Genomic DNA, 17,296 nt, shown 5'->3' on the forward strand with positions numbered 1-17,296 from the left:
CTTTTAGTATCTCCAAATTTTTTAGGAAGGAGTTTCTGATGGCGAAAAAGAAGAAAAAACGTCGTACAAAAAAGAATGAACGGCAACAATATTATGCACTGACGAGTTTTATAATGTTATTAATTGTCTTTATATCTATTTTTCAACTCGGAACTCTCGGTGAGTTTATAGATTCTATATTTACTTATCTATTTGGCTTAAGTAGATATTTTACTTATATTATCATCGTGTTAACTAGTATTTACGTCGCCATGAATCACAACTTTCCTTTTACAAAGAGAATGTTTGGATACGTTCTTTTACAGTTTGGCTTAATCTTTTTATTTCACTCAGTCTTATATATTAAAAACCGTACATTAATTAATAACTACTATACATTTGACGAAGTGAAATCATTAATTAGTGAAACAGGTGCGAAAAACTTCACCGGTGGTGGAGTTATTGGACAAGTATTATTTACAGCGATGAATAACACGTTAAGTTTCATCGGTACAGTGATACTTGCAGCGGTCTTTATCTATTTCTCAGTGATAATGATTCGTAATAAAAGTGTTGAAGTAGAACTACGTAAAGACTTTTCTAGAATTGGTGCACTTCTCACTTTAAGTGGAGAAAAGATTTCTACAAAAACGTCAGAACTCATTGAGAAAAATAAAGAAAACCGTAAAGAACGTCCGAAAAAAGAAAAGAAAGAGAAAAAAGCACCAGTTATTGAAACAGACGATTCTATAGAAACACCTATTGAAAAACCTTCAATTGAAGAAGAATCTGTACAAGAAACTTACGAACCAGAAATCGTCGGTAGTGATGACTTTGAAGAAGACTCAATCGTAGAAAGTAAAGAAACTAGAAGAGACATTGAATACGAAGAAGAAGAGCTAGAAGAAACGATTAACCAAGAATCCGTTGAAGATAATACACCACTCGACGAATTAGACGATGAAGAAATAAAAGAATTACTAGAATATAAAACACCACCAATCACTTTATTAAAAGATGCTGAAGTGACTGAAAAAATGTCTAATGATGTTGTCTTAAAACAAGGTAAAGTTCTTGAAGAAACGCTTCATAACTTTGGTGTAAAAGCAAAAGTGTCAAAAATTAGAATCGGTCCAGCAGTCACACAGTTTGAAGTCCAACCAGATATCGGTGTAAAAGTAAGTCGTATTATTAATTTACAAAATGATATTGCGTTGTCACTTGCTGCAAAAGATATTCGTATTGAAGCACCGATTCCAGGTAAGTCAGCAGTTGGTATTGAAGTGCCAAACTCTGTCGTTTCTATGGTGACATTACGCGAAGTAATTAAACGTAAGACGAGTACAAATCCACTTGAAGTCGCACTTGGTAAAGATATTTCAGGTGCACCAATTATGGCAGAGTTAAATAAAATGCCACACTTACTCGTTGCAGGATCTACAGGAAGCGGTAAATCTGTCTGTATTAACGGAATTATTGTATCGATTTTACTAAATGCTAAACCACACGAAGTAAAATTAATGATGATCGACCCAAAAATGGTTGAGTTAAATACGTATAATGGAATTCCGCATCTACTAAGTCCGGTTGTAACGAACCCACAAAAAGCAGCGGATGCACTTCAAAGAGTTGTAAACGAAATGGAAAGACGATATGACTTATTTAGTGCAACGAACACGAAAAATATTTCAGCATACAATAAATATTTAGAACGTACTGCTGAGGACCCTGACAAAGTGTCTAAAATGCCGTATATTGTCGTTATTATTGATGAATTAGCAGATCTTATGATGGTCGCAAGTAAAGATGTTGAAGCGAGTATTACACGTATCGCTCAAATGGCGCGTGCGGCTGGAATCCATTTAATTATCGCAACGCAGCGTCCATCAGTTGACGTTATAACAGGGATTATTAAGGCAAATATACCATCAAGAATTGCTTTTGCGGTAAGTTCAACGACAGACTCACGAACAATCTTAGACTCTGGTGGTGCTGAGAAACTTCTCGGTAAAGGGGATATGCTATTTTTACCATCTGGACGTTCTAAACCAATTCGTGTACAAGGGGCATTTTTATCAGATGAAGAGGTTCATGGTGTTGTTGACTTTGTGACGAGCCAAATGAAAGCAAACTATGACAAATCTGTTATTTTAAATCAAAAAGAACCTAAAAAAGAAGAAGTTGAATCTGAAGACGAGTTATATCCAGATGCAAAAATGTTTGTTATCAGAGAGCAGCGCGCAAGCGCTAGTTTACTACAGCGACAATTTAGGATTGGTTATAACCGTGCAGCACGACTTGTTGACGACTTAGAGCGTAACGAAATTATCGGTCCAGCTGCTGGAAGTAAACCAAGAAACGTACTCGTCACAGAAAGTGATTTGGATATGAAGGAGAGTTAATATTGGATATTAACAAAACAGTTAACGGAAATATTCCAATCGTAACAATTAATACAGATAAATTTAAAACTTTTACATTACGTATTACGTTTAGAAATGAGTTAGACGTTGAAACAGTGACGTTAAGAAATATACTCGCACGAATGATGATTAAACGTACGAAGACGTACGACACTGAAGCGAAACTCATTCAATATTTATCAGAATATTACGGTGCACATCTGACGTATCAAACGTCAAAAATTGGATCGAGTCACCTCGTTCACTTTACGCTAGAGTTTGTGAACGAACGCTTCATCCATGAAGATCTTGATATTTTAGAAAACTTGTCAAAACTTTTAAATGAGCTATTAAATACACCATTTTCATACGATGAAAAGACTGTCGAGTATTTAGAAAAAGAGAAGCGCCTGTATAAGAATCGACTAAAAAGTATGATGGATAATAGTATGCAGCGTGCGTATGTGAATTTACTAGACGAAATGTTCGGTGATAGTGCTGAAGGTGCGTTATCATACGGTAAAATTGAAGATATCGATGACATTACAATTGACGATATTAAACGTGTACATGAGTCAATGATGAGTAATGATGAGATGATGATTTTACTATGCGGTAATATTAACGATAATACGCACGACTCATTAGAGAAAATTTACAGTCGCAAAGAAGAAATTAAATTACCATTTAGCACGTATAAAATGGATATTAATAAAGTTTTAAACTATAAAGTTGACCATGATGACGTCGAACAATCAAAGGCAATTTTAGGATTTAAAATTGATAAAGAAAATACGAGTGAAATGGCAGTACGTATATTAAATACGATGTTTGGCGGCAGTGCATCGAGCTACTTATTTAAACATTTACGTGAAGAGAGATCTCTCGCTTATCAAATTAGTTCAACAGTAGACATTAAAAATGGATTATTATTTGCACTCGCTGGTGTCGATCATTCACGTGTGAAAGAAACTGAAGAGCATATTTTAATTGAGCTTGAGAAATTCCAAAATGGTGATTTCACAGATGAGTTTTTAGAAGAAACGAAAAATAAAATTCTTTCAGATAGACAAAATAGTAAAGACCGCTCAAAAGCATTGATTAGTATTGTTTATAATGAATATTTAATGGATACAAATGAACGTCAGTTTATTGAAAAAGTAAACAACATTACACGTGAGGACATTATTCAAGCAGCAAAATCTGTCCATATTGATACAGTCTATACGTTAACAGGAGGTCAAAGTGATGACAGTTAAATATTACGAAGCACTAGAAGAAACCGTCATTAGTGAAACACTTCCTAACGGTTTAGAGGTTGTCTATGTTAAAAAACCGGGGTTTAATAAAAAGTACGCAACGTACACGACAAGATTTGGGTCTAAAGATAATCATTTTACAGTCGACGGTAAAGAACATAAAATACCAGACGGTATCGCACACTTTTTAGAACATAAAATGTTTGAAAAAGAAGATGGTGACGTCTTCCATAAATTTAGTGAGCACGGCGCAAGTGCGAACGCATTTACTTCGTTTGACCGTACGAGTTATTTATTTAGTTGTACAGAAAACTTTTACGATAACTTAGAACTTTTAATGGATATGGTCGAAAAACCTTATTTTACAGATGAGTCTGTAGAAAAAGAGATTGGTATTATTAACGAAGAAATTAAAATGTACCAAGATAATCCTGGGTTTAGATTATTCACTACGATGATGGAGTCACTTTATCAGAAACATCCAGTGAGAATTGATATTGCTGGAACGTTAGAGTCAATTAGTGAAATTACGAAAGAAGACTTATATTTATGTCATGATACGTTTTACGCACCGAATAACATGGTATTAATTGTCGTCGGTGATTTAAATGAAGATGAGTTATTTAGCTACGTTAAAAATCATCAGTCGAAACGTGAACACTCTAAAAAAGATTTAGTCGTCCATACGGTTTCCGAGCCTAAAGAAGTAAATGATAAAGAAAAAACAGTAAGTATGAATGTATCAGAAGATCGTTTTATGCTTGGGTATAAATTTAATAATGACTTATCAACAAAGAAATTATTAAAATTAGACTTTACGATGATGTTTGCGTTAGAAATGGTGTTTGGTCCTAAATCAGACTACTATTATGAGTTAATAAATAATGGACTTGTCGACGATAGTTTCCAATTTGCATTTAACGGGGAAAGTGATTTTGCGCATACGTTATTCGTTTCTCACACAAATGATATTGAAAGAACAGTAAAAAGAATTAAAGAAATTATTGATGAAGTAAAGTCGACAGATTATTTCACAGAAGATATGCTACTGAGTGAAAAACGAGAAACAATTGGCGATTATTTATCGTCATTAAATTCACCAGAATATATTGCAAACCAATATACAAAATATTTCTTAGACGGTGGAAACCTATATGAAATTTTAGACATTATCGAAGCAGTAACAATTGATGACGTAAAAGAAGCATTTGAAACAGTATTAGATGACCACTACGTCTCTCAAGTAGAGATGGTAAAAAATGCGTAACGTCGTATTAGTAGGAAGTAGCGGATCGATTGGATCCGCAATACATAATGAATTAAAGTCAGAACATGTCATTAGCTTTTCAAAACAAACACCGTCAAAATTTAATAACACACATCATTATATTGATCTTTCTCAACCAATTTCAGTTGATGAAATTAAAGAGAAGATAGATGTTGATGTGGTAGATGATCTTATATATACACCAGGAATCGCACATTTTAATATGTTAGAAGACACACCATTAAATATTATTGATGAGCAATATAACATTCAAGTCCGTAACTTAATCGTTTTTATACAGGCGATTTTACCAAAAATTAAAAAGAGTCCACACGGACGAATTGTTATTATTTCAAGTGTATACGGACAAGTTGGTGCGAGTTGTGAAAGTGTGTATGCATCGATGAAAGGTGCACAAAATACACTCGTTAAATCACTCGCTGTAGAATACGCAGGAACAAACGTCACAGTGAATGCAGTTGCACCGGGCGTTGTTAAAGGTAAGATGACAGATTTACTTTCTGATGTTGATTTAAAAACTTTGATTGAAGATTTACCCCAGCGTCGCCTAATTGAACCGAGTGAAGTTGCTAAACTCGTCATGTATATACTTAGTGAAGATAGCCAATCAGTTACCGGTCAAATATTTAATATAAACGGTGGATGGTACACATAGTAAAGAAGGGTTAGATTATGAGATTAGGACCGTATTTAAGAAATATAAGAGAACAAAAAGGAATTACCCTCCGCGAAATGGAAGAGCGTTCTCTTATTCGTCGTGACATCATACAAATTATAGAATCTGGTCGTTTTGAAGAGTTGCCAGATAATAGTCACACAAAACATCTCGTTCGTACGTATTGTGATGCATTACAAATAGATAGTGACGAAATTATTAATCGTTACGGTGATGAAATCCCGTCTAAAGAAAAAGTCTATAAAGAGAGAAAAGAAAATAAAGTCAATAAAGACTTACAATATTTAAAAAAGACAATTTATGCATTTTTAACAATTGTCGCTATTCTTTTTATCATCTGGCTCGTATTACTCCAAATAGGGAGTCAAGGTGATTACTTTAGAGAGTCTAAAATATACGATCAAGTTGAAACTGATACCTCTCATAATGAAGAAACGTTTAGTATTAAGCTAAATAAAGTTGAAGATAAAACTGCGCACTACGACGTTAAAACAGCAGACGATATAAAGATTACGCTAAAAGGTGATGGTACTTTAGTAAATATTACAGATGATGAAGACCATACATATGCAAACGAAGCAGTTGAAGATGATACGTTTTTAATTGATAATGATGCGTCACAAGTATTCGTTGCAATAGAGGATAACTCCAAACTTAGCGTTTTTGTGAATGATGTTAAACTAGAAGAAGATGAAGTTCAAAAAGAAGGTACGCTGTTTTATCAATTTAATATTGAGAGGGATTAATTATGAATTTACCAAATTGGATTACAGTCATAAGAGTTGTTCTTATACCTGTATTTATAATATTTGCGATTAATGACTTTTCGTTTGGAACAACTGAAGTGCTCGGCGGTCATGAGATTTTTGTAGAACAATTGATTGCAGCGATTATTTTCGTTGTCGCTTCAATTACAGACGCTTTAGATGGTTATTTAGCACGTAAATTAAATTTAGTGACAAACATGGGGAAATTTTTAGATCCATTAGCGGATAAGTTACTCGTTGCATCTGGCTTAATTGTACTCGTTGAATGGTCAACAATTTCAAGTTGGATAGCAATCGTTATTATTGCAAGAGAGTTTGCAGTGACTGGATTAAGATTATTACAAATCGAACAAGGATACGTGAGTGCAGCAGGTAACTTAGGTAAAATTAAAACAATCTTCCAAATGATTGCACTTACCTTACTATTATTTGGTGATTTGTTTGTAAACTATATTGGATTTTCAATCGGTATGATTTCACTATATATTGCAGTGTTTTTCACAATCCTTTCAATGATTGAGTACTTCTATAAAGGCAGAGAAGTATTTTTAAATTAAAAATGACTACATTTAATTTATTGCTTAAAAAATCAATATAATTTTTTAAAAACTGAAATTAATATTTTAAAAATCGACGAACAAAAGACGAACATATATTCGTCTTTTGTTTTTTTATATGTTATAATTTAATTACTGAAAATGATTAAACTTAAAATTCGGAGGAATCAAATATATGGATGAAAGACAAAAAGCGTTAGAAACTGTTCAGAAAAATATGGATAAGATGTTTGGTAAAGGTGCAGTAATGAAACTTGGTGACGATCCGGGACGTAAAGTAGAAACGACGTCTTCTGGATCGATTACGCTAGACCGTGCACTTGGAGTTGGGGGATACCCACAAGGTAGAATTATTGAAATTTACGGTCCAGAATCTTCAGGTAAAACGACAGTCGCACTACATGCGATTGCAGAAGTGCAGCGCCAAGGCGGCATTGCGGCATTTATCGATGCTGAGCACGCGCTTGATCCAGTATATGCTAAAAACCTCGGTGTAGATATTGAAAACTTATACCTTTCTCAACCAGATCACGGTGAACAAGGATTAGAAATTGCTGAAGCATTTGTACGAAGTGGTGCAGTGGATATCGTCGTTATCGACTCAGTAGCAGCGTTAACACCTAAAGCAGAAATCGAAGGTGAAATGGGAGATACGCACGTCGGTTTACAAGCGAGAATGATGTCTCAGGCATTACGTAAACTCTCAGCAGCAATATCTAAAAGTAATACGACTGCAATCTTCATCAACCAAATTCGTGAAAAAGTTGGAGTTATGTTTGGTAACCCAGAAACAACACCTGGTGGACGTGCACTTAAATTCTACAGTTCAGTTCGTTTAGAAGTTCGTCGTGCTGAACAGTTAAAACTCGCTCAAGATATCGTTGGTAACCGTACGAAAATTAAAGTTGTTAAAAACAAAGTCGCACCACCATTTAGAGTCGCTGAAGTTGATATTATGTATGGTCAAGGGATTTCTAGAACAGGTGAAATACTAGATCTTGGTGTAGAGTATGACATCGTCGATAAAAGTGGTGCATGGTATTCATATGAAGGTGAGCGACTCGGTCAAGGTAAAGAAAATGCAAAAGAGTACTTAACAAATAATCCGGATATTTTAGACGAAATTAACGGTAAGTTAAGAAATGTTTTAGGATTTGAAGGTACTGATGCTGAAGAGTCAGAAGAACATACAGACGAAGAAAATAGTCTATTTGACGAATAATTATAATCAAGTATGAGACTTGTCTCATGCTTGATTTTTTAATGTAAACTCTATAGAATTAATCTGTATGATAAATTATTATATTTAAAATACAATTAATACCAACACGTGAATATCATGTATTAGGGAGGTGTTTTTTGTGGACATGAAAGACATTTTCTTAATCTTACTTGGTATTATTTTCGGTGTTGTTATCGGATATTTAATCGTCAATAGAATTTTGACTAATAAACAGCAACAAGCGAGATCATCAGCTGAACATATCATCGAAGAAGCAAACAAAACAGCGATGAATCTAAAGAAAGAAAAAATGCTTGAAGCTAAAGAGTATAACCAAAAGTTAAAAGAAGAATTTGACCGTGAACAAAGTGACACGCGTCAAAATCTCCAAGCTTTTGAATCTAGATTACTTTCTCGAGAAGAAAGTCTTGATAGAAAAAGTGAGTCTCTCGACAAGAAAGACGAACTATTAGATTTAAAAGAAGCGAAAATTGAAGACAAACAGCAATCGGTAGATGCCAAGGAAGAAAAGATTAATGAGATCATCAGTCAACAAAATGATGAATTAACTCGCATCTCCGGATTAACTCGAGCTGAAGCTAAAGACGAGATCTTTAGAGAGCTTGAAAAAGAACTGTCACACGATATGGCTGTAATGCTAAAAGAACGTAAAGAAGAAGCGGAATATGAAGCGGACAAAAAAGCAAAAGAATTACTTGCAACAACTGTCCAAAGATACGCAGCAGAATACACGAGTGAATCTACAGTATCTGTTGTAAATTTACCAAACGATGAAATGAAAGGTCGAATTATCGGACGTGAAGGACGTAACATCCGTACAATTGAAACGTTAACAGGTGTCGATCTAATTATCGATGACACGCCTGAAGCGGTTATCCTTTCAGGATTCGATCCAATACGTCGAACAATTGCTAAAAACGCACTCGAAGACCTCGTTCTAGACGGTAGAATTCACCCAGGACGAATCGAAGAAATGGTCGATAAAGCAAGACGTAATATGGAAAGTGTGATTCGAGACGCTGGAGAACAAGCAGCGTTTGAATTAGATATCCATAATTTACATCCTGAACTTATTAAACATCTCGGTAAGATGAAGTTCCGTTTAAGTTACGGTCAAAATGTATTAAAGCACTCAGTAGAGGTTGGATTTTTAGCAGGAATGCTTGCAGCTGAACTCGGTGAAGATGTAAGTCTCGCAAGACGCGCAGGTCTACTTCATGATATCGGTAAATCAATCGACCACGAAGTAGAAGGTTCTCACGTTGAAATTGGAGTAGATTTAGCAAAACGTTATAAAGAAAATGAAACAGTTATAAACGCAATTGCTTCACACCATGGTGACGTTGAACCAACGAGTATTATCTCGATTATCGTCGCAGCAGCAGATGCTTTAAGTGCTGCAAGACCAGGCGCACGACGTGAAACGCTTGAAAACTATGTGAAGCGACTTGAAAACTTAGAAAAAATAGCAGAAGGCTATGAAGGTGTAGATAAGTCATTTGCAATCCAAGCTGGACGAGAAATTAGAATCATGGTAAGTCCAGAAGATGTAGATGATATAGAAGCATATCGCCTCGCTAGAGATATCAAATCACAAATCGAAGATGAACTGCAGTATCCTGGACATATTAAAGTGACAGTTGTCCGTGAGATGAGGGCTGTAGAATATGCCAAATAAAGATTGGAACATTCGTTTCCAATCTTTTTTTATGAAAGGAATATTAAATTGAGAATCTTATTTATTGGAGATATCGTCGGTAAAATTGGGCGTAGAATGGTAAAAGAAAATTTACCAAATTTAAAACGAGAATACAATATTCAGTACACGATCGCAAACGGTGAAAATTCAGCACATGGAAAAGGAATTACAGAATCTATATATCGTGAATTGATGTCTTATGGTGTCGACTTTATAACGCTCGGAAACCATGCGTTTCATAAAGAAGAAGTGTTTAATTTATTTGAACAAAATAAGAAAATTATTCGTCCAATGAACTATCCAAAAGTAGTGTCAGGTGATGGATATAAAAAAGTAAACATTAACAATAAAGAATTAATGATCGTTAACTTACAAGGTCGAAGTTTTATGGAACCAATTGATAATCCATTCATGATTATCGATGAGTTATTAGAAAAAGAGACCGCTGATGAAATATTTGTCGATTTCCATTGTGAAACGACATCTGAAGCAATTGCGATGGGTCATTATTTAGACGGCAGAGTATCTGCAGTGGTTGGTACGCATACGCACGTTCAAACAAACGACGGAGTTGTTTTAGAAAACGGGACAAAATACATAACAGATGTTGGAATGACAGGATTTAAAGATGGCATTTTAGGTATTGAAAAAGAAGCAGTCATTTCTAGATTCTTAAACCAACTACCTGCAAGGCATAAAGTGCCAGATAAAGGTAAAGGTATTTTATCTGCAGTTGTTATAGATACAGTAAAAGACACAATTGAACCGATATTAATACGTGAATAATCGGACATAAGTATGATTTTAATATAATAAAACAGTGTAAAACTGAATTAGATAGTTAAATTTGATATGATTTAATTGTCAGAGGAGGCACGAAAATGATCAGTCAATTATCATGGAAAGTCGGTGGACAACAAGGTGAGGGAATAGAATCGACAGGTGAAATTTTCTCAACTACTCTAAATCGAATGGGGTACTACCTATATAGTTACCGCCACTTTTCATCAAGAATAAAAGGCGGGCATACGAACAATAACATTCGTATTTCTACTAAAGAAGTCCGCTCAATTAGTGACCATACAAATATATTAGTGGCTTTTGACCAAGAAACAATTGATATTAACGCCGCTGAACTTGTAGATAACGGTGTGATTTTAGCAGATGAGAAATTTAACCCAGAAGTGGATGAGAGTTTAAATGTACAACTTATCTCAGTACCATTTACTGAAATCGCAAACGAACATGGCAGTAAATTAATGAAGAACATGGTCGCAGTCGGCGCAAGTGCTGGACTTATGCATCTTGATATCGACAAATTTAAAGATATGATCTACACGATGTTTGCACGTAAAGGTGAAGAAATTGTAAACAATAACATCGATGCGTTAAAAGATGGATTTAACTATATTCAGGAACGCTTAAACGCTATAGAAGGCGATTTCGAGTTAGAAAAAGTAAACGAAAGAGAGTCGCTGTACTTAATTGGTAATGACGCAATTGGATTTGGAGCACTAAACGCAGGTGTTCGTTTTATGGCTGCATACCCAATCACTCCAGCAAGTGACATTATGGAATATATGATTGAACACTTACCAAAAGTTGATGGTACAGTGATTCAAACTGAAGATGAAATTTCAGCAGTGACGATGGCAATCGGATCGAACTACGCGGGTGCAAGAAGCTTTACATCAAGTTCAGGTCCAGGTCTATCACTGATGATGGAATCGATTGGTTTATCTGGTATGACAGAGACACCACTTGTAATCGTAGATACGATGCGCGGTGGGCCATCAACAGGACTTCCAACAAAACAAGAGCAATCTGACTTAATGCAAATGATTTACGGAACACATGGTGAAGTTCCAAAAATCATCTTAGCACCAGCAGATGTAGAAGATGCGTTTTACCTCACAACAGAAGCATTTAACTTAGCGGATAAATACCAAGTTCCGGTAATTTTACTTTCAGATTTACAAATGTCTCTTGGTAAACAATCTGCAAATCCATTTGATTTATCAAAAGTTGAAATCGATAGAGGTCAAATCATTACTGAAGATATTGAAAATGACGGTGCTTACTTTGAGAGATTTAAACCGACTGAAAGTGGAATTTCAGACCGTCCGCTTCCAGGAGTAAAAGGTGGGATTCACCACGTCACAGGTGTTGAACATAATCCGAACGGTACTCCAAACGAAAGTGCCGTGAACCGTAAAGAACAAATGGATAAGCGTATGCGTAAAGTGAAAGAGTTATCAATCGACACACCATTTAAAGTGAACGGTGAAGAAGAATCAGACTTACTCGTCATTAGTTTCTTAAGTGGTAACGGTGCGGTCGATGAAGCGGTTGAAAGAGTTGGAGACAATATTACAACGATTCATATGCGTCAACTCTTCCCAGTACCTATTGAAGCACTACGCCCATATTTAGACGGTGCTAAAAAAGTACTTGTCGTTGAACAAAACTATACAGGTCAATTATTTAACGTATTAAAAATGAATTACCATGATCACAACAAGATGGAATCATTCGGTAAATATGACGGCACTCCATTAAAACCGATGGAGATTGAAAGACATATTAAACAATTTATGTAATTAAAGGATGAATAGTAGTGGCAAAATTTAAAGATTTTAGAAATGATGTAAAGCCAAACTGGTGTCCTGGATGTGGTCACTTTAGTATACAATCTGCCATTCAACGTGCCTCAGCAAACGTTGGATTAGAGCCTGAAGACTTAGCACTCGTTAGTGGAATCGGATGTAGTGGACGCGTGTCTGGTTACATTCGTTCATATGGATTCCATGCAACGCACGGACGAAGTCTTCCAATCGCTCAAGGAATTAAAATGGCAAATAAAGACCTCGAAGTTATTGCAACAGGTGGAGACGGAGATGGTTTTGCGATTGGTGTTGGACACACAGTACACTCGATTAAACGTAATATCGATATGACTTACATTGTTATGGACAACCAAGTATATGGACTTACAAAAGGCCAAACATCACCATCAAGTGCGAAAGGATTTGTAACGAACACAACGCCAAAAGGTTCAATTGAAAGTCCAATCGTTCCTGTATCAACAGCAATGGCGTCAGGTGCAACATTCGTTGCTCAAAGTGTCTCTTCAGACATTAAAGGCTTAACAGCAATTATCGAAGCTGCAATTAAGCATGACGGCTTCGCATTTGTAAACGTCTATAGTCCATGTGTCACATATAACAAAGTAAACACATATGACTGGTTTAAAGAACACGTCACAGACATCTCAGAAATCGAAGATTATGATCACGAAGATCGTAATAAAGTAATGAATTATATCAATGAATATGAAGGTCTATTAAAAGGTATTTTATATCAAGATAAAAATTCTAAATCATATGCAAAACATATCGACGGTTATTTAGAAGAAGCAGTCGTTAACCATGATTTAAAATTAAAAGAAGAACAATTTAATGAACTCATGAACCATTTCGCTTAGTAAAAAACGCAAATTAAGTCTACACTTAATTTGCGTTTTTATTTTTGTAAACGAAAATGATTGCTTTGTTAGCGTAAACTACCTAATCATCAATATAACGGAGGAGTCGTTAACGTAAACGGAGTTTGTGTTAAATAGTTTTTTATCTATTAACGATAAAGGGATTTATGTTAAAACACAACTCGTTTCGTTAACGCAAACGTCTTAATCGTCAACAAAACGAAGGACTCGTTAACGTAAAAGCAATTTGCGTTAACGAACATCTCAATTCAACATGTCTAAAACAAAAAGTTCAATCATTTTTATCAGAAAGTTCTTAATAATTGTGCTAGAATTAGTTTAAAGTAATTCGAAAACCGAAATAAGAGGTGTCAATATGCGTACAGTCTTTAGTTATGCGCTAAAGTATAAATGGATTATTATTATCGGACTACTACTCATGTTTGTAGAGCTTGCTGTTGAACTGATACAGCCGCTATTTATTCGCGGAGTGATTGATGACGGTATTACCGTAAGCAATTTAAATAACGTTTGGATGTATTTAGGACTTATGTTAGCCGCTTCGATCATCTCAACAATTGCTGGGGTATTTAATACATACTTATCAAGCTATGCAACGAACGCATTTGGTAATGATTTAAGAAATGCGATTTTTAGACGAGTACAACATTTTACGTTAGAAACTCTGTCTAAATTTAATGGGTCGACATTAATCACAAGGTTGACTCAAGACGTTTTAATTTCAGAGATGTTAGTGTTTTTTGGGATGCGTATTTTACTTCGTGCACCGCTTCTTGTAATTGGTTCTCTTGTGATGTCGTTTGTCGTTAACGTTAAGCTTGGATTTTACTTAACACTACTGACACCAATTTTATTCGTATTTTTATTTGTCACAGCGACAATAGGTGCAAAGATTTTTAGTCGTATTCAAAAACGTCTCGATAAAATTAACCGTTTCTTCCAAGAGAATTTAAGCGGTATGTTATTAATTAAAGTAAATAACCGAGCAGAATATGAATCAGAACGATTTAGTAATATCGCAGGTAAACTCCGTGATGATATGATTTTTGGACTCCGTTTAATGGAGTCAATTTTACCCGTATTATTACTTATTATGAATGGAAGTTTACTACTTGTACTTTATATATCATCTGATTTAATTCAAACAAATAACGTTCAAGTCGGTGAAGTTGTTGCGGTCATTAATTACGCGTTAAGAATGCAAGGTGGCTTCTCAATGTTTAGTTTCTTAATTATCTCAGCAACGCGCGCAAAAGCTTCAGCAGATCGTATTAGTGAAGTACTCCATGAAGATGTTGATGAATTAGATGACGGTAGAAAGATTGAACACACTGAAGGAAGCTCGGTCGAGTTTCAAAACGTATCTTTTAAATATGTGAATAGTGTTTCGAACATATTAGAAGATGTTTCTTTTAAAGTTGATAAAAATGAAACACTTGTCATTATGGGAGCGACTGGTTCAGGTAAAAGTTCTCTCGTTAACTTAATTCCAAGACTTTACGATGCAACAAAAGGTAATGTATATGTGGATGGTAAAAATGTAAAAGATTGGAATGTGAACGAACTCAGAGATTTAATCGGTTATGTACCACAATCAGCGGTATTATTCACTGGGACGATTTTTGAAAATATGCTCTGGGGAGATGAGTATGCGTCTCTAAATGACGTATACGACTCGACAAGAAAAGCACAAGTTCATGAAAATATTATTCGCTTTGATCATCAGTACAACACTCAAGTCGGTCAGCGCGGTGTACAGTTATCCGGTGGACAAAAGCAACGTCTCTCGATTGCTCGAGCACTCGTGAAACGCCCATCTATTCTAATACTTGACGACTCAACAAGTGCATTAGATGCGACAACAGAGAATAGCCTCTGGGAAGAAATGGATAACTTAAATGTCACGAGAGTAATTATTACTCAAAAAATTTCTACTGCAAAAACTGCTGATAAAATACTTCTCCTTGAAGAAGGAAAAGTATCCGCTATTGGAACACATGACTCACTTCTTTTAGAATCTGAACTTTATCAGTCTATAGTAGAAAGTCAGAAGACAGGAGGGTCGTTTGATGATTAAGTTTTTAAAAGAACCATTTGGTTTAAAGCCAATTTTAAAGAAAGAAGATATTGGTAAACAAAGTCGAGAAAATCAGCGCCGGGCATCGAATATGTCAGGGACGTTAAAACGATTCTGGAAGTTTATGAGAGATGAACGGTTTAGAATTTTACTCGTGATATGTATTGTTGTAATCACGAGTTTACTTGGAATTGTTGGGCCATTTTTAGTCGGACAAGTGATTGACAATTATCTCGTACCTAAAGAATTCGATGGATTTGTCACAGTGTTACTGATATTACTCGGTGTTTATGTGCTACATAGTATTTCGACGTTAGCACAGTCATTTATAATGGTCGGTGCGAGTCAGCGTACAGTATTCAACATGAGATATCGACTATTCAACCATATGCAGTATTTACCGATTGACTTTTATAATAAGCGCCAACAAGGTGAATTAATGAGTCGTATGACAAACGATATTGAAACGATTTCTCAGACATTAAACACGTCATTTATTCAGTTTACGACGAGTGTGATTACACTAATTGGGACAGTTTCAGTGATGCTTTACTTAAGTCCGTTATTAACTGTTCTGACGTTAACGATTATTCCATTACTCGTTATTTTAATTAAATATATTACGAATCGTACACGCCCACTCTATAGAATTCGACAAAAACGTACGGGTGAATTAAATGCCTATATTGAAGAAGTCATTTCTGGTCAAGAAATTGTGAAAGCTTTTAGTCAAGAAGATTACGTCATTGATCAGTTTGAAAAAAGAACGAGAAACTTACGTGACGTCACATTTTGGGCGAACCTTTATAGTGGGATGATTCCAAAAATCATGAATATGTTAAACAACTTAAGTTTTACGATTGTTGCTGGAATCGGCGGTATATTAGCACTCACAACAGATACTGTGACAGTGGGTATAATCGTTGTGTTTGCTGAATACGCGAGACAATTTACGAGACCACTCGCCGATCTTGCGAACCAATTTAACCAAGTGCTTTCAGCAATCGCAGGCGCAGAGCGTGTATTTGACATTATCGATACTGAAAGAGAAAAAGATGACGGCATGATTACAAATAGAAACTTAGACGGTCATATTGAATTTAAAAATGTTGTCTTTCGTTATGACAAAGACCAAAAGTGTCCAACGATTAATAATGTATCATTTGATATAAAACCTGGTGAATCAGTCGCACTCATCGGATCGACTGGTGCTGGGAAAACAACGATTGTACAGTTATTAAATCGTTTCTACGAAGTGGATGCTGGTGAAATTTTAATTGACGGGGACAAAATTGAAGACTATAAGCGTGACGTATTAAAAGAAAATACTGCATTTGTCTTACAAGATCCATTTATCTTTAACGCTTCAATTAAAGATAACGTGAGATTTGGTAAACTAGACGCAACTGATGAAGAAATCATCGAAGCGTGTAAAAGTGCAAATGCGCACGACTTTATTATGGGGCTTGAAGACGGATATGATACAGTAATTGACGGAGAAAAACAGGCACTATCTGTTGGTGAACGTCAACTCGTTTCAATTGCACGTGCATTCGTTAGAGATCCAAATATTTTACTACTAGATGAAGCAACGTCCAGTATCGATACGATTACAGAATTAAAGATTCAAGAAGCATTAGAAAGTTTAATGAAAGACCGGACATCAATTATTATTGCCCACCGTTTAAACACTGTTCGAGCTGTCGATCGTTTAATTGTGTTAGAACACGGTGAAATTATAGAAATCGGTAGCCATGAGGAATTGCTTGAACAAAAAGGAGTTTACTATAATATGGTAAACGGATAGAATTAAAACATGATATACTCTATAATAGTGAGAGAAA

The 17,296-nt window shown here is 35.3% G+C and carries 13 protein-coding genes; all 13 read left to right on the top strand.

The genetic code is table 11. The features are described 5' to 3' along the window. The first annotated feature begins 38 nt into the window (after window positions 1-38). The 13 genes from KPF49_RS03055 to KPF49_RS03115 all read left to right on the top strand — a co-directional run bounded on the left by KPF49_RS03055 (window position 39) and on the right by KPF49_RS03115 (window position 17,259). A complete protein-coding gene (locus KPF49_RS03055; RefSeq protein ID WP_183674451.1) occupies window positions 39-2,381 on the top strand; it encodes a DNA translocase FtsK in 2,343 nt (780 codons plus the stop codon). Window positions 2,382-2,383: 2 nt separating this feature from the next. After that, window positions 2,384-3,640: an EF-P 5-aminopentanol modification-associated protein YfmF gene (yfmF, locus tag KPF49_RS03060; protein WP_183674454.1), complete on the top strand. Its 1,257-nt coding sequence runs from the start codon at window positions 2,384-2,386 to the stop codon at window positions 3,638-3,640. Then, window positions 3,630-4,907: an EF-P 5-aminopentanol modification-associated protein YfmH gene (gene yfmH, locus KPF49_RS03065; RefSeq protein ID WP_183674457.1), complete on the top strand. Its 1,278-nt coding sequence runs from the start codon at window positions 3,630-3,632 to the stop codon at window positions 4,905-4,907. The genes yfmF and yfmH overlap by 11 nt, the downstream gene beginning before the upstream one ends. Continuing rightward, window positions 4,900-5,583 (top strand): SDR family oxidoreductase, encoded by a 684-nt coding sequence (locus tag KPF49_RS03070; RefSeq protein WP_183674460.1) that lies wholly within the window; start codon window positions 4,900-4,902, stop codon window positions 5,581-5,583. The genes yfmH and KPF49_RS03070 overlap by 8 nt, the downstream gene beginning before the upstream one ends. 17 nt (window positions 5,584-5,600) lie before the next feature. Continuing rightward, window positions 5,601-6,350, top strand: a complete 750-nt coding sequence (locus tag KPF49_RS03075; RefSeq protein ID WP_183674462.1) for a helix-turn-helix domain-containing protein — start codon at window positions 5,601-5,603, stop codon at window positions 6,348-6,350. A 2-nt stretch (window positions 6,351-6,352) separates the two neighbouring features. Further along, a complete protein-coding gene (pgsA, locus tag KPF49_RS03080) occupies window positions 6,353-6,928 on the top strand; it encodes a CDP-diacylglycerol--glycerol-3-phosphate 3-phosphatidyltransferase (RefSeq protein WP_183674466.1) in 576 nt (191 codons plus the stop codon). A gap of 175 nt (window positions 6,929-7,103) precedes the next feature. Further along, window positions 7,104-8,150, top strand: coding sequence for a recombinase RecA (gene recA / locus KPF49_RS03085; protein ID WP_183674469.1), 1,047 nt, complete (start codon window positions 7,104-7,106; stop codon window positions 8,148-8,150). A 139-nt stretch (window positions 8,151-8,289) separates the two neighbouring features. Beyond that, window positions 8,290-9,849 carry a ribonuclease Y gene (gene rny, locus KPF49_RS03090; protein ID WP_183674471.1) on the top strand — a complete coding sequence of 520 codons (1,560 nt, stop codon included), beginning with the start codon at window positions 8,290-8,292 and terminating at the stop codon, window positions 9,847-9,849. Window positions 9,850-9,897: 48 nt separating this feature from the next. Further along, the gene (locus KPF49_RS03095) at window positions 9,898-10,656 is read left to right on the top strand and encodes a TIGR00282 family metallophosphoesterase (RefSeq protein WP_183674474.1); all 759 of its coding nucleotides are present in this window, start codon (window positions 9,898-9,900) and stop codon (window positions 10,654-10,656) included. A gap of 95 nt (window positions 10,657-10,751) precedes the next feature. Further along, window positions 10,752-12,470 (top strand): 2-oxoacid:acceptor oxidoreductase subunit alpha, encoded by a 1,719-nt coding sequence (locus tag KPF49_RS03100; RefSeq protein ID WP_183674477.1) that lies wholly within the window; start codon window positions 10,752-10,754, stop codon window positions 12,468-12,470. Between the two features lie 17 nt (window positions 12,471-12,487). Then, window positions 12,488-13,354, top strand: a complete 867-nt coding sequence (locus tag KPF49_RS03105; protein ID WP_183674479.1) for a 2-oxoacid:ferredoxin oxidoreductase subunit beta — start codon at window positions 12,488-12,490, stop codon at window positions 13,352-13,354. Window positions 13,355-13,730: 376 nt separating this feature from the next. Then, on the top strand, window positions 13,731-15,452 hold the full coding sequence (locus KPF49_RS03110; RefSeq protein ID WP_183674481.1) for an ABC transporter ATP-binding protein: 1,722 nt from the start codon (window positions 13,731-13,733) through the stop codon (window positions 15,450-15,452). Then, on the top strand, window positions 15,445-17,259 hold the full coding sequence (locus KPF49_RS03115) for an ABC transporter ATP-binding protein (RefSeq protein WP_183674484.1): 1,815 nt from the start codon (window positions 15,445-15,447) through the stop codon (window positions 17,257-17,259). Before KPF49_RS03110 ends, KPF49_RS03115 begins: the two co-directional genes overlap by 8 nt. Window positions 17,260-17,296: the final 37 nt, after the last annotated feature.

Source organism: Nosocomiicoccus ampullae (genome assembly GCF_019357495.1).
GTDB classification, from domain to species: Bacteria; Bacillota; Bacilli; order Staphylococcales; family Salinicoccaceae; genus Nosocomiicoccus; species Nosocomiicoccus ampullae.

Excerpts from the sequence above, each read along its gene's own strand:
- yfmH (WP_183674457.1), top strand. The coding sequence starts at position 3,630 with ATGACAGTTAAATATTACGAAGCACTAGAAGAAACCGTCATTAGTGAA.
- KPF49_RS03070 (WP_183674460.1), top strand. The coding sequence starts at position 4,900 with ATGCGTAACGTCGTATTAGTAGGAAGTAGCGGATCGATTGGATCCGCA.
- KPF49_RS03075 (WP_183674462.1), top strand. The coding sequence starts at position 5,601 with ATGAGATTAGGACCGTATTTAAGAAATATAAGAGAACAAAAAGGAATT.
- KPF49_RS03115 (WP_183674484.1), top strand. The coding sequence starts at position 15,445 with ATGATTAAGTTTTTAAAAGAACCATTTGGTTTAAAGCCAATTTTAAAG.
- pgsA (WP_183674466.1), top strand. The coding sequence starts at position 6,353 with ATGAATTTACCAAATTGGATTACAGTCATAAGAGTTGTTCTTATACCT.
- KPF49_RS03055 (WP_183674451.1), top strand. The coding sequence starts at position 39 with ATGGCGAAAAAGAAGAAAAAACGTCGTACAAAAAAGAATGAACGGCAA.
- KPF49_RS03110 (WP_183674481.1), top strand. The coding sequence starts at position 13,731 with ATGCGTACAGTCTTTAGTTATGCGCTAAAGTATAAATGGATTATTATT.
- recA (WP_183674469.1), top strand. The coding sequence starts at position 7,104 with ATGGATGAAAGACAAAAAGCGTTAGAAACTGTTCAGAAAAATATGGAT.
- KPF49_RS03100 (WP_183674477.1), top strand. The coding sequence starts at position 10,752 with ATGATCAGTCAATTATCATGGAAAGTCGGTGGACAACAAGGTGAGGGA.